This is a genomic window from Streptomyces bungoensis, assembly GCF_001514215.1.
GTDB lineage: Bacteria > Actinomycetota > Actinomycetes > Streptomycetales > Streptomycetaceae > Streptomyces > Streptomyces bungoensis.
Genome location: NZ_KQ948881.1, coordinates 31,323 through 44,523, shown reverse-complemented (window position 1 = coordinate 44,523; position 13,201 = coordinate 31,323). Strand labels below are relative to the sequence as shown.

Below are 13,201 nucleotides of genomic sequence, written 5' to 3'. Positions count from 1 at the left end.
GAGGAGCCACCGATGTCCGACCCGATGACGGTGCTGGTGACCGGCGCCAGCGGTTTCGTGGGCGCGGAGGTGACCGCCCGGCTCACCGCCGCCGGTCACACCGTGCTGACACTGCTGCACCGCAACGGCGACCTCGTCCGCAACAACGGCAGAAAACTCACCCCGGGCCCGGGCGCCCTGACCCGGATCACCGGCGACATCACCCGCCCCGGCCTCGGGCTGAGCGAGGACGACCGACGCCTCGTCCGGACCGCCGACCGCATCGTGCACTGCGCCGCCGTCACCGACTTCGGACTGCCCGCGGAGCGGTACGAGAGCATCAACGTCGCCGGCACCCGGCACGTCCTGAGCCTCGCCCTCCTCGACCGGACCCCGCTGGTGCACGTCAGCACCGCCTACGTGTGCGGGGAACGCGACGGCACCGCCCGCGAGGACGACCTCGACGTCGGCCAACGCCCCGGCAACGGCTACGAGAAGAGCAAACTGGCCGCCGAGACCCTGGTCCGCAAGGCGGCGGCGGACGGCCTGCCCGTGACCGTGGTGCGCCCGAGCATCGTCACCGGCGCCCACCGCACCGGCCGCGTCCGCGACCACAAGACCATCTACCCCGTGCTCCGGGTCCTCACCAGAGGCCTGGTGCGCACCGTGCCCGGCCGCTACGACGCCGTCCTCGACCTGGTCCCGGTCGACCGCGTCGCCGACCTCGTGACCGCGGCCGCCGGCCGGTTCGAGGACGCCGAGGGCCACACCCTGCACGCCGTCGGCCACGAACTCACCCTGCGGGACGTCTCCGACGTCCTCGCCGAGTACCCGTCGTTCCAGGTGCCCCGGTTCGTCCCGCCCTCCGCCTTCCGCGCCACGGCCCTGCCCGACCGCGAACGCCCCTACTACGACCGCGTCATCTCCCTCTACGACACCTACTTCCGGCGGCGCGTCCACTTCGACGCCACCCGGGCCGCGGCCTTCGGCCACCCCCCGGCGCCCACGGGCGCCCGGCCCTACCTGCGCCGCCTCCTCGACCACTGCCTCACGACCGGCTACCTCGGCCCGGACCCGCGCCAGGACCCGGCCGCCGCCCGACCCGACGGGAGCACCCACCGATGACCCCCGCCCACCCCGCCGAGCCCCCGCACGGCATACCCGTCTCCCCGCTGCTGACCTGCCATCCCGCCAAACAGCGGCTGTACGGCGCGGACACCTACTACCAGGAGGGTTACGAACAGCTCGCCGCCCTCACCGGCGACGTCACCGGCTTCGCCCACCGGCACGCCGCACTGCTGCTGAAACCCGACGCGGTGGTGGCCCGCAGGCTCGACGCGGCCGTGGACTGGCTGGCCGAGCACGGCTTCCGCATCGTGGGCGCCGCGGTCACCCGGCTGACCCGCACCATGATCCGCTCCCTGTGGTACTTCCAGTGGAACCTCGCCACCCCCTACCGCAGGCGGCTGGCGGCGCTCTTCCTGGAGGACGCCGACGCGCTCGTGCTCGTCGTACGCCCCGAACGCGACCTCGACGTCCCCGCGTCCGTCGAACTCACCCGGCTCAAGGGCCCCACGGACCCCGACGCACGGCAGCCCGGCCAGCTGCGCCACCTCCTCGGCCGTCACAGCTACCTGCTGAACCTGGTGCACACGCCCGACGAACCCGCCGACGTGCTGCGCGAGCTGGCCGTGCACTTCGACGACACCGCGCGCGACAGCCTCCTGCGCTCCGCCCTCGCGGACGAGGACCGCACCGCCCACGCCCTGGAACTGACCGGCCGCCTCTATGCCGCGACCAAGCCCCGGGACCTCGACTTCGAGCCCGCCGTCGAACGGCTGGCCGACGCCGTGGCCCGGCACGGCTGCGCCGACCCGGCCGCCACCCCGCGCACGATGCTGGAGACCGCGTGGGAGCGCGGGATCGACCTCGACCCGTGGGACACCGTCATCGTCGGCTCCAAGGTGCTGCCCATGCGGCAGCCCGGCCGCGCACCCGTACTGGACGGAGCCGACGCCGGCACCTGGCGCCGCCACCTGGCCACCGTCCGCGCCCCCCGCAACTGAGGAGCGGACCGTGCAGTTCACCCGGACACTCCCCAGGGAACTGGTGCACCGCGCCGCGGTCGCCGAGGTCTTCCTGACCGACGCCGAGCGCAGCGGCCGGGACGAGGTGCTGCTGGCCGCCCAGCTCCCCCGGCACCACGCCTTCTACCACGACACCCTCGGCCCGCGTACCCGCCACGACCCCCTGCTGCTGCTGGAGGCGTGCAGGCAGGGCATCTTCGTGGTCGCCCACCGCTACTTCGACGTCCCCCTCGGGCACAAGTTCCTGCTGCGCGCGATCGACTTCGAGGTACCGGACCCGGCGGCCCTCGCCCGCGGCGACCGGCCCACCGAGGCCGTCGTCGCCACCCGGGTCGAGCACCGGTTCCGCACCCGGGCCGGGGTCACCGGCCTGCGGCTGCGCTTCACCCTGGCCATCGGCGCCCGCGAGGCCCTGCTGGCCCGTATCGACTACTCCTGGATGCCACCGCAGGACTGGACGCGGCTGCGGGCCCGGCAGCGCGGCGCCCTCGGGCTGCCCGAGGTGCCGGTCGCCCTGTCCGTGGCGCACGTCGACCCCGTCCTCGTCGGCCGGCGCGACCCGGCGAACGCGGTCATCTCCCCGCCGCGCGCCGCCGACGACGGCAGCCGCACGGCACTCCTGGTCGCCGACACCTCGCACCCGACCCTCTACGACCACTGGGTCGACCACGTGCCCGGCATGCTGGAGCTGGAGGCCTTCCGCCAGCTCGCCCTGACCGCGGCGGTCGCCGCCGGCACCGTCCGCACGCCCACGGCGCTGCCGGTCGGGCTGGCCGTGCGCTTCCGCTGCTTCGCCGAGATGGACCTGCCCCTGGAGTGCCGCGCGGTCGCCGACCCGGCCGGCACCGGCGTCGAGTGCACCCTGCACCAGTCCGGAGCCCTGGCCGCCGACGCCCGGATCACACTCGCCGATCCGGACGCCCCGGGACGGCCGGCCGTCCTCGCGGCCCCGGCGGTCCACGGGGCCGTGTGAGTGCCGTGCGCGTGCCACCCCCGCCCCGTCCCCGGACAGGAAGAGCCCCCGCAGTGACCACCGTCGCCGCCCCCCGCGTACCCGCCAGACTGGGCCGCTTCGTGCTGCGCATGTTCCGGCCGCAGATCTACGCCAGCTACGGAGTGCTGTGGGTCCTCACCCTGGAGGGGTCGGCGGTGGCCCTGACCGGCACGCCGTGGCGGCCGTCCGGCGCCACCTGGGTGCGGGCCGTGAGCGTCGTCCTGGCCCTGCTCTTCCTGCGCATGCTGGACGAGCAGAAGGACCTCGCCCACGACCGCGTGCACCACCCCGACCGGCCGCTCGTCACCGGCGCGATCACCGCGGCCGAACTGCGCGGCGCGATGGCGGTGATCACCGTGGCGGTGACGGCGCTGAACGCGGCCCGCTCGGCCACGGCGGCCCTGCTCCTCCTCGCGGCCCTCGGCTACGGACTGTTCCTGGCCGTTCTGGAGCGGCTGTCGCCCGCGGTACGCGACCGGCAGCTGCTCAACCTCGCGGTCACCTACCCGGTGCAGGTGCTGCTCGGCGTCTACGTCTACGGGTCGCTCGTCGCCGCCGGAACCATCCACGCCGACTGGCGCGGCGCGGTCCTGCTCGCCCTGTGCGCCTGCGTGTTCCTGCACTTCGAGTTCGCCCGCAAGACGTCCTGGGAGGCGCCGCCGGGAGCCCGCCTCTACTCCACCGACCTCGGACCGCGCCGCAGCGCGGCGGTCACCGCGGGCCTCGCGGCCGGTGCGGTCTGCTGCCAGGTGCCGCTGTTCGCGTCCGGCGGTCCCCTCGGGCTGCTGCCCTGCCTGGCTGCGGCCCTGCCCGCCTGGGGCACCCGGCGGTTCCTCGCCGCCGGCAGCGGCGGCTGGCCGATGGCGGCCGCGACCGGTTTCGTCGTGGTCACGTACCTCGCGCTGACCGTCCGGGCGGTGCTGCTGCCGTGACCGGCGAACTTCCCCTGACGTGCGAGGAGTTGCTGACGACGACGCGGTGCGTGCGGCGCGGCCTGGACCTGGACCGGGCAGTGGACCCGGAACAGGTGAAGGACTGTCTGCGCGTCGCCCTGCAGGCGCCCAACGGGAACAACCGGCAGAACTGGCGCTGGCTGCTGCTCACCGACCCGGCGGTCCGCGCGGACGTCGCCGAGGTGTACCGGGCCGCCTTCCACGACCGCAACGCCGACGCCCTGCGGCGGCTGGACGAACTGCCCCCGCCGACCCGGTCCGTGCTCACCGCCGCCCGGTACCTCGCCGACCGTCTGCACCGGGTGCCCGTTCTGGTCATCCCCTGCCTCGACGTGGCCGGCGGACGGCTGCCGGAGGGCAACCAGGCCGGTCTGTGGGCGTCGCTGCTGCCCGCCGCCTGGAGCTACGCGCTGGCCGCCCGCAGCCGCGGCCTGGTCACCGCCTGGACGGCCGTCCACCTGGACCGGGAGCAGGAGGTCGCCGACCTGCTGGGCCTGCCCGCCACCGTCCGGCAGGGCGCGCTGCTGCCGACGGCCCACCCGCTGCGCACCGCCTTCCGGCCCGGACCCCGCCTGCCACTGGAGGAGGTCCTGCACCACAACGGCTGGCAGGGCCCCTGAACGGCGTGCGGCCGGGGCCCCGGCGCCGCCGACGCGGCGCGGGGCCCCGGCCGCACGGACCGGTGGGAACCTTCCGTCACACGTCGTTCCAGCGGAAGAACCGCAGGGTCAGCGCGGTCACCACCGCCGTGAACGCGAGCATCCCGCCCATCGTCGGCAGCGCCTCGGCCAGCCCGCCGCCCCGGCTGAGCACGGCCTCGCTGCCCTTCACGAGATAGCGCAGGGGCATCATGTACGAGACGGCCCTGACCCACTGCGGTGCGCCGTCGAGCGAGAAGAACGAGCCGGACAGGAACGACATCGGCAGCACCAGCAACTGTGCCAGTCCGCCGGCCGACTCCTCCGTGCGGGTGACCGACCCGATGAGCAGACCCAGCGACATCAGCGACAGTGTGCCGCACATCACCAGGGGCACCACCAGCCACCAGTCGCCGCTGAGCCGCAGACCGAAGTACGGCAGCGTCGCCACGAGCAGGAACAGGGCCGTCTGCGTCAGCGCCATCAGCATGGTCATGGAGATGCGGGCGGCCACCACCTCCCAGGCGCGTATCGGCGACAGCCGCATCCGCTGGAGGATCTTCTTGCGGCGCAGCGTCACCAGCGTCAGCGAGGTGCTGAACACGGCGCTGGAGGCGATCGCCCAGCCCATCAGGCCCGGCGTCAGGTACTGGATCGGCTTGACCGACCGGTCCTCGACCTGGGAGGCCTTCAGCGTGTACGTGGCCGGCTTGCCGGTGGCGGCCAGGTTCGCCTGTTCCAGCACCGCGTTGAGCGTGGCGCGGGCGGAGGCGCCCTTGACGGAGTCGGCGGCGCTGTAGCGCAGCACGACGGTGCCGCCGTCCTGCTCGACCAGGGCGTCGTAGTCGCCCTTGCGCACCTTCTTCAGGGCGGCCGACTCGCTGCTCACCTTCGTGACGGTGGCGGCCCTGGCCAGTTGCTCACGCTGGGAGCCGGTGAGCGAGTCGAGCACCTGCACCCGGCCGACCTGGGCCACCTTGATGTGCGCGGTGCCGTCGCTCTTGAACAGCGTGCCGAACAACAGCAGGAACAGGATCGGGAAGATCAGCAGGAAGAAGATCGTGCCCTTGTCCCGCAGCACGCTCAGGATCATCGCCCGGGACAACTCACGCACCGGATTGAGCCGTTCGCCCCGAGCCGGGCCACCGGTGCCCGGGCCGTCCCGGCGGCCGGCACCCTCCGGCCCGGCCGGCCTGCCCGCCTCCGGCCCACCGCTGCCGGCGGCCGCCGTCCCGGTGGCCCGCGGAGTGGTCTTCTCGATGCTCACGCGCGGTACTCCCGTCCGGTCAGCTGGAGGAAGACGTCCTCCAGGGTGGCGCCGCGTACCTCCAGGCCGCGCAGGGCCCCATGATCGCCCAGGACCGACAGCACCGGCCCCGGCGTGCGGGTGGCGACCGTCAGCGACACCCCGTCGTCCTCCACGGTGGCGTCGCCGGCCCCGGCCGCCGCCAGCAACTCCCGCATCAGGACCGGCGTCAGCTGCCCGGACTCCACGCTCACCCGCACCATGTCGTCGAGTTCGCGGACGAGCGCCGCCGGCGGGCCGGTCCTGAGGACCCTGCCGCGCTCCATCACCGACACCCGGTCGCAGAGGATCTCCGCCTCGTCCAGGTAGTGCGTGGTGAGGACCACCGTGCGGCCCTCCTGGTTGACGTCGCGCAGCAGGTCCCACAGATTGCGCCGGGCCTGCGGGTCCAGGCCGGCCGTCGGTTCGTCCAGGAAGACGATCTCCGGGTCGTGCACCAGACCGCAGGCGATGGACAGGCGCTGCGCCTGCCCGCCGGAGAGCTTGTCCGCGGGCACCTTCCCGAACTCGGTCAGGCCCACCCGCTCCAGCATGGCGTCGGCCTGCCGGGCGTCGACCCGGTGGAAGGACGCGAACAGGCGGATCGTCTCCCGCGTCGTCAGCTTGTCGAAGAACGACGACGCCTGGAACTGCACCCCGATCCGCGTCAGCAGTTCGGGGTTGCGCGGCCAGGGGCTCTTGCCGAACAGCTCGATCCGGCCCTCGTCGGGTTCCCGGACACCTTCCAGGATCTCCAAGGTGGTCGTCTTGCCCGCTCCGTTGGGGCCGAGGATGCCGTAGAACTCGCCCGCCTCGATGCGCAGGCAGACCCCGTCGACGGCCTGGATGTCCCCGTACCGCTTCCGTACGCCGTCCGCGACGAGCGCCGCCGTCGTCATGACGCGTCCTCCCTGACCCCGCGTAGCCGCTGCCCGGCTCCGCCGCACGTGAACTGAAGGTCCATCACTCGACTGTCGTCTCTCCGTGATCGGTTGGGGGATCGGGGCCGGGCCGCGGGGGAGCCGGCCCGGCCCCCGGCTTCCGACCGCCGATGGCGCGCAGCGGCCGGACGGCGACGGCAGCGTGTGCCGCTCCGGGGCGGTGCGGTGCGCCACCCCAGACCAGCACAGGCACGGCGACGACGGCCATCGAAGCCGCCGAAGACTAGGGAATCGCCCCTACTCCGCACCCCCGAAAGGGGGAAGGGCCCCCTCCGGTACCGGCCGGGGGCCGTACGTTCGTCCCAGCCGGAGCCGTGGCGGCTCCGGGTCACGGACCGACAGGACCACCGACAGGACCACCGACACGACCTCCGACAGGATCGAGGACGCCACGATGCCCCCCACCGCCCGGGACGAGGCACTGCCCCGCCACGGCGGGCACGGCCCGCCCGGGGCCACCCCCCGTACCCCGGCCCCCGGCGCCCCGCCCACCGACGTACCCCCGCCCGCGCTGGGGCCGGTGGCCGTCATCGCCGGCGCGACCGCGGCACTGCTGCTGCTGACCGCCGGCCGCTTCGGCTATTTCAGCGACGAGCTGTACTTCCTCGCGGCCGGCCGCCACCCCGCCTGGGGCTACGCCGACCAGCCGCCGCTGCTGCCCCTGCTCGCCCACGCCCTGGACACCGCCTCCCCGGGGTCGCTGACGTGGCTGCGCGCGCCGGCCGCCGCGGTCACGGCGCTCGGCGTGCTGACCACCGCCCTGACCGCCCGGGAACTGGGCGGACGGCGTGCCGCCCAGACCGCGGCGGCCGGCGCGTACGCCGTCTCACCGGTCATGCTGCAGATGGGCCACCTGCTCATCACCGCCACGCTCGACATCTTCCTGACGACCGTCACCGTCTGGCTGCTGGTGCGCTGGGTCCGCACCCGGCGGGACCGGCTGCTGCCCCTCGCCGCCCTGACCGCGGCCGTCTCCCTCCAGGTCAAGTTCCTCAGCGCCGCCTTCTGGGCGGTCCTGCTCGTGGCCCTGCTGCTGGCCGGCCCACGCGCCCTGCTGCGCCGTCCCCTGCTGTGGGCGTCGGCGGCCGGCGCCCTGCTCACCGCGGTGCCCGGACTGCTGTGGCAGGCCCGCCACGGCTGGCCCCAACTGGCCATGGCCTCGGTCATCTCCCGGGAGGTCACCGCCGACGAGGGCGGCCGTGCCCTGTTCCTGCCCACCGTGCTGTCGGCCGCCGGACTGGCCGGTGCCGTACTGCTGTGCCTGGGCCTGGGACGGCTGCTCGTCACGCGCCGCGCGCGCCCCTACCGGTTCCTCGGACTGACCTTCGCCGGGCTGTGCGCCTGCTACCTCCTGGTCGGCGGACGCCCCTACTACGTCGCCGGGCTCTTCCCCGTCCTGTGGGCGGCCGGCGCCACCGGACTGCAGGCCCTGCGCCCGACCCGCCCGAGGCTCTGGGCGACCGGCCTGGCCTACCTGCTGTCGGCGGCGCTCGCGGTGCAGGTGCTGCCGGTCTATCCGGTGCACCGGCTCACCGGCCGCTCCGCGGACCGGCTGGCCATGGAGAGCGTGGGCTGGCCCGACCTCGCCGCCTCGGTGGCCCGCGTCTACCGCGGCCTGCCGGCCGACCGGCGCCGTCGCGCCCTGCTCCTGACCGACCGCTACGACCAGGCCGGCGCACTGGACCGGTTCGGCCCCGCGCTAGGCCTGCCCCGCCCCTACAGCGGCCACCGCGGCTACTGGTACCTGAGCCGCCCGGCCGACGACACCGCACCCGTCGTCTTCGTCGGCGCCGACGCCCGCTACCTGCGCCGCTTCTTCACCAGCGTGCACCGGCGGGGCACGGTCACCAACGCGCAACGGGTGCACAACCTCAACTGGGGCACGCCGATCTGGGTCTGTGCGGGCGAGCGCGGGCCGTGGCGCACTCTGTGGCCCCGCTTCTCCCACCTCGACGCCGACTCCGCGGCACGGTAGACCCCGCCGCCGTGCCCGCGGCCCCGTCCACCGCGAACCGGGGGCGGCCCCTCGCGGCGCCGCCCCCGGTTCCCGTCGCGCCCAGGCCCCGCAGAGGCCGTGGACGCGGCGTCACCCCCAGGTCACGGGCAGCGCGTACACGCCGTAGTGCATGGCCTTGTCGCGCAGCGGGATCTCGTCCGGTGCCACCGCCAGCCGCAGGTCCGGGAACCGGTCGAACAGCTTCTGGTAGCCGAGGCGCAGGGTCGCCCGGGCCAGGTGCTGGCCCAGGCACTGGTGGATGCCGAAACCGAACGCCAGGTGCCGGCGGGAGGGCCGGGCGACGTCGAAGACCTCCGGGTTCTCGAACTGCTCCGGGTCGCGGTTGGCGGCCGGCAGCGACAGCACCACGGTCTGCCCGGCCTCGATGGTCCGCCCCCCGATCTCGACGTCCTCCAGGGCCACCCGGCTCGCGCCCATGTGCGAGATGGTCAGGTAGCGCAGCAGCTCCTCCACCGCCCGCTCCATCAACTCCGGCTGCTCGCGGATCCTCCGCAGCTGCTCGGGGTGCTCCAGGAGCGCGAACGTGCCGAGGCCCAGCATGTTCGGGGTGGTGTCCAGGGCACCGCCGATGGTGATCCAGGCGATGTTCGCGAGCTCCTCCTCGGTCAGCTCGCCGGTCCGCACCAGCTTGCCGAGCAGTTTGTCGTTGGGCGCGGCGAACAGGTCCTTCACGATCCGGGCCAGGGTCTGGTCGAGCGCGGTGTTGTGCTCGACGAACTCCTCCAGCGTGTAGTCGATCCGCATGATCGCCGAGAAGTGCGTGTCGAGTTCGGCGATGTCCTCCTCCGGAACGCCCATCACCGAGTGCACCGAGCGGTACACGACCTTCTGCACGAACGCCGGCAGCAGGTCCACCGGCGGCTCCAGCCCGGCCATCTCCTCCAGCACGTCGTCGATGATGCCGGCGAGGGTCGGCTCGTACTCCTGGATTTTGCGGACCGTGAAGAAGCCCGTCAGCAGCCGCCGGTAACGCGTGTGTTCGGGCGCGTCCATCCGGACGAAGGAACCGGGGCCGGACGGCTGGGGGTCGTAGCTCTCCACCTCGAACGGCGGGGACGCCACCAGCGCCAGCAGTTCCGCCCGGTGACTGAAGCGCGGGTCGGTCATGATCGCCCGCACGTCCTCGTGCCGGGTGACCAGCCAGCCGTCGGTGCGGCCCGGCGCGATGTCGAACGCCACCGGGCTGATGGGGTCCTCCTCGCGCAGCCTGCGGTACGCGGGGTCGGGGTCGAAGGGGCACGTGCGATGGGTCGGTATCACAGGGGGTTTCGGCTCGAAGGCCATGTGACTCCTCCGTCTGGTGGGTTCCGTACGCCCGGGTGCGCGGCTCAGGCCCGGCTGACCGCGAGGGGCAGCCGCCGAAGGCCGAAGACGTTGACGCGGTTGTCGAAGTAGGACAGCGGGCTCTCGTGGTCCACCCGGATGTCGGCGTAGCGCTCGAGCATCAGATCGAGCGCGATCTGCCCCTCCATGCGGGCGAGCGGGGCGCCCAGGCAGTAGTGGATGCCGTGCCCGAAGGCGAGCTGCCTGGCGTTGGACCGGCCCGGCAGGAAGCGGTCCGGCTCGGGGAACACGCGCTCGTCGCGGTTGGCGGACAGCAGCCAGAGGTACACCATCGTGTTCTCCGGCACCTTCTCCCCGGCGATCTCCACCGGGACCGTGGGCACCCGCTCGACCTTCAGGAACGGCGGCCGCAGGCGCAGGACCTCCTCGGTGAACGGGGCGATGCCCGCCCGCGCGGACCGCAGCTCCGCCCGGTGCCCGTCCTCCTGGTCCAGGGTCAGCAGCATGTTGCCCAGCAGGACCGCCGTGGTGACGTGGCCGGCGAGCAGCAGCAGCGCGGCGAAGCTCACCACGTCGTCGTCGTTCAGGCGCTCCCCGTCGACCTCCGCCCGCACCAGCAGGCTCATCAGGTCGTCGTGCGCGCGCGCCCGCCGCTCGGCGACGTGCCCGCGCAGGTAGGCGTCGAGTTCCTGCACCGTCCGGCCGAGGACCTCCGCGCCCTGCGGTGTCTCCCAGTCCACCGTCAGCAGGCTGTCGGCCCACACCTGGAACAGCGGCCGGTCCGCGGGCGGCACGCCGAGCATGGAGGAGATCACGATGACCGGCAGCGGATTGGCGAACGCCTCCACCAGGTCGAAGCGGTCCCGGCCGTCGAGGCCGTCGAGCAGCTCGGTGGCCACCTGGGTGATGCGCGGTGCCAGCTCCTCGATCATCCGCGCGGTGAACACCTTGCTCACCAGCCGCCGCAGCTTGCCGTGCCGGGGCGGGTCCAGCAGGAGCAGCGTGCCGCCGGGCGGCTGCCGCTCCCCGTTCGACAGCCGGCTCACCGTGTCCGAGGAGAACGTGGCCGGGTCGGCCGTGATCCGCTGGACGTCCTCGTGCCGGAACACGTGGTAGCGGCCGGCGGGGTCCCGCCACACCGGCTGCTCGTCGCGCATCCGCCGCAGCCAGGCCAGCAGCGTCGCCCCACCGTCCAGACCGACTTCGGGCGGCGCGGACACGTCGGGGCCGTCGGGCGCGGGCACGGCTGTCATCGGGGAACCCCTCTCGTAGGGCAGACCGCACGGGTGGCGGGCGGGAGCGAGCCCAGGGCAGCACGAGCGGGGAAGCCGGGGCCACACGTGCCCGCGAACTCTAGGGATTTGCCGGTGCCGGCCGGCGGACGCCGGGGGGCACCCGCGGGCAACTAGGGGATTTTTCAGAGTCGGAGGTCAAGCGGTCGTCGACGCCGCGGGTGCCCCCAGACTGGGCCGGGTTCGAGGTGTTCGAAGAGCCATGCCGACCGCGTGGGCGTCCGAGCCTGAGGAGATCCGGTGCTGTCTACCGTTCCGAACGCAGCGGGCCTGCCGCAGGTCGGGCCCGACGTGGTGCGCGACCCGACCCTGGGGGCCGAGCTGTGAGCGAAGACCGCCTGCGCGAGTACCTGAAGCGGGTCACCGCCGACCTGCACCGCACCACCGGGCGGGTACGCGAACTGGAGGCCAAGGAGCGCGAGCCGATCGCGATCGTGTCCATGGCCTGCCGCTACCCCGGCGGCGTACGCACCCCCGAGGACCTGTGGCGGCTCGTCGCCGACGGCACGGACGCCATCACCCCCTTCCCGCAGGACCGGGGCTGGGACGTCGGCTCCCTCTACCACCCGGACCCCGAGCATCCCGGCACCTGCTACACCCGCGAGGGCGGCTTCCTGCACGACGCCGCCGACTTCGACCCCGGCTTCTTCGGCATGTCCCCGCGCGAGGCCCTCGGCACCGACCCGCAGCAGCGGCTCCTGCTGGAACTCTCCTGGGAGGCGCTGGAACGGGCCGGGCTGGCCCCGGACGGCCTCCGCTCCACCCCGACCGGCGTCTTCGTCGGCGTCATGTACAACGACTACGGCTCCCGCTTCGACGTGCCGCCGGCCGGCCTCGAAGGCTTCATCGGCAACGGCAGCGCCGGCAGCATCGCCTCCGGCCGCGTCGCCTACAGCCTCGGCCTGGAGGGCCCCGCGGTCACCGTGGACACGGCCTGCTCCTCGTCCCTGGTGGCCCTGCACCTGGCCTGCCGGGCCCTGCGGGCGGGGGAGTGCTCGCTGGCGCTGGCCGGCGGTGTCGCCGTCATGTCCACCCCCGTCACCTTCACCGAGTTCAGCCGCCAGCGCGGCCTCGCCCCGGACGGCCGCTGCAAGTCCTTCGCGGACGCCGCGGACGGCACCGGCTGGGGCGAGGGGGCGGGTCTGCTGCTGCTGGAGCGGCTGTCGGACGCCCGGCGCAACGGTCACCGGGTGCTGGCCGTGGTGCGGGGCAGTGCCGTCAACCAGGACGGCGCCTCCAGCGGCCTGACGGCGCCGAACGGCCCGTCGCAGCAGCGGGTGATCCGTGCGGCCCTGTCGGCGGCTGGTCTGTCGGCGGCGGACGTGGACGCGGTGGAGGCGCACGGGACGGGGACGTCGCTGGGTGACCCGATCGAGGCGCAGGCCCTGCTCGCCACCTACGGCCAGGACCGCGAAAAGCCCGTTCAGCTCGGCTCGTTGAAGTCCAACATCGGTCACACCCAGGCCGCCGCCGGCGTCGGCGGCGTGATCAAGATGGTCATGGCGATGCGGCACGGACTGCTGCCGCGCACCCTCCACGTGGACCGGCCCTCCTCCCGCGTCGACTGGTCCGCGGGCGCCGTGGAACTGCTCACCGAAGCCCGGGACTGGCCACGCACGGACGGTCACCCCCGCCGCGCGGGTGTCTCCGCCTTCGGCGTCAGCGGCACGAACGCGCATGTGGTGCTGGAGGAGGCCGCGGAGGCGGTCGAGCCGGCTGCGGGGCCGGCCC

The 13,201-nt window shown here is 73.8% G+C and carries 11 protein-coding genes; 7 read left to right on the top strand and 4 right to left on the bottom strand.

Annotated features, from left to right (window positions below):
• Positions 1 to 12 precede the first annotated feature (12 nt).
• Genes AQJ66_RS40760 through AQJ66_RS35100 form a run of 5 tightly spaced genes read left to right on the top strand, consistent with a single transcriptional unit; the run spans position 13 to position 4,633 of the window.
• The gene (locus AQJ66_RS40760; RefSeq protein WP_061930503.1) at positions 13 to 1,104 is read left to right on the top strand and encodes an SDR family oxidoreductase; all 1,092 of its coding nucleotides are present in this window, start codon (positions 13 to 15) and stop codon (positions 1,102 to 1,104) included.
• Positions 1,101 to 2,045: a nucleoside-diphosphate kinase gene (locus tag AQJ66_RS35115; protein ID WP_061930500.1), complete on the top strand. Its 945-nt coding sequence runs from the start codon at positions 1,101 to 1,103 to the stop codon at positions 2,043 to 2,045. Before AQJ66_RS40760 ends, AQJ66_RS35115 begins: the two co-directional genes overlap by 4 nt.
• A 10-nt stretch (positions 2,046 to 2,055) precedes the next feature.
• Positions 2,056 to 3,039, top strand: coding sequence for a ScbA/BarX family gamma-butyrolactone biosynthesis protein (locus AQJ66_RS35110; RefSeq protein ID WP_061930497.1), 984 nt, complete (start codon positions 2,056 to 2,058; stop codon positions 3,037 to 3,039).
• Between the two features lie 53 nt (positions 3,040 to 3,092).
• Entirely contained in the window at positions 3,093 to 3,992 is a 900-nt protein-coding gene (locus tag AQJ66_RS35105; RefSeq protein ID WP_061930494.1) for a hypothetical protein, read from the top strand.
• Positions 3,989 to 4,633, top strand: coding sequence for a nitroreductase family protein (locus AQJ66_RS35100; protein ID WP_061930491.1), 645 nt, complete (start codon positions 3,989 to 3,991; stop codon positions 4,631 to 4,633). Before AQJ66_RS35105 ends, AQJ66_RS35100 begins: the two co-directional genes overlap by 4 nt.
• Before the next feature lie 76 nt (positions 4,634 to 4,709).
• On the opposite strand, the gene AQJ66_RS35095 is transcribed toward AQJ66_RS35100, so the two are convergent.
• Together AQJ66_RS35095 and AQJ66_RS35090 are read right to left on the bottom strand one after the other, a co-directional pair.
• Positions 4,710 to 5,918: an ABC transporter permease gene (locus tag AQJ66_RS35095; RefSeq protein ID WP_244163024.1), complete on the bottom strand. Its 1,209-nt coding sequence runs from the start codon at positions 5,916 to 5,918 to the stop codon at positions 4,710 to 4,712.
• Complete coding sequence (locus AQJ66_RS35090; protein WP_061930488.1) at positions 5,915 to 6,835, bottom strand: ABC transporter ATP-binding protein; 921 nt, start codon at positions 6,833 to 6,835, stop codon at positions 5,915 to 5,917. The genes AQJ66_RS35095 and AQJ66_RS35090 overlap by 4 nt, the downstream gene beginning before the upstream one ends.
• Before the next feature lie 436 nt (positions 6,836 to 7,271).
• Between AQJ66_RS35090 and AQJ66_RS35085 the strand changes: the two genes are divergently transcribed.
• Positions 7,272 to 8,852 (top strand): glycosyltransferase family 39 protein, encoded by a 1,581-nt coding sequence (locus AQJ66_RS35085; RefSeq protein WP_079060596.1) that lies wholly within the window; start codon positions 7,272 to 7,274, stop codon positions 8,850 to 8,852.
• A 111-nt stretch (positions 8,853 to 8,963) separates the two neighbouring features.
• Here AQJ66_RS35085 and AQJ66_RS35080 read toward each other — a convergent pair whose 3' ends face one another.
• Together AQJ66_RS35080 and AQJ66_RS35075 are read right to left on the bottom strand one after the other, a co-directional pair.
• A complete protein-coding gene (locus AQJ66_RS35080) occupies positions 8,964 to 10,178 on the bottom strand; it encodes a cytochrome P450 (RefSeq protein WP_061930486.1) in 1,215 nt (404 codons plus the stop codon).
• A 44-nt stretch (positions 10,179 to 10,222) separates the two neighbouring features.
• Positions 10,223 to 11,431, bottom strand: coding sequence for a cytochrome P450 (locus AQJ66_RS35075; protein WP_061930483.1), 1,209 nt, complete (start codon positions 11,429 to 11,431; stop codon positions 10,223 to 10,225).
• A 362-nt stretch (positions 11,432 to 11,793) separates the two neighbouring features.
• Here AQJ66_RS35075 and AQJ66_RS35070 point away from each other — a divergent pair.
• Positions 11,794 to 13,201: type I polyketide synthase (locus AQJ66_RS35070; protein ID WP_208611526.1), on the top strand; the 1,408-nt coding region annotated here is incomplete at its 3' end.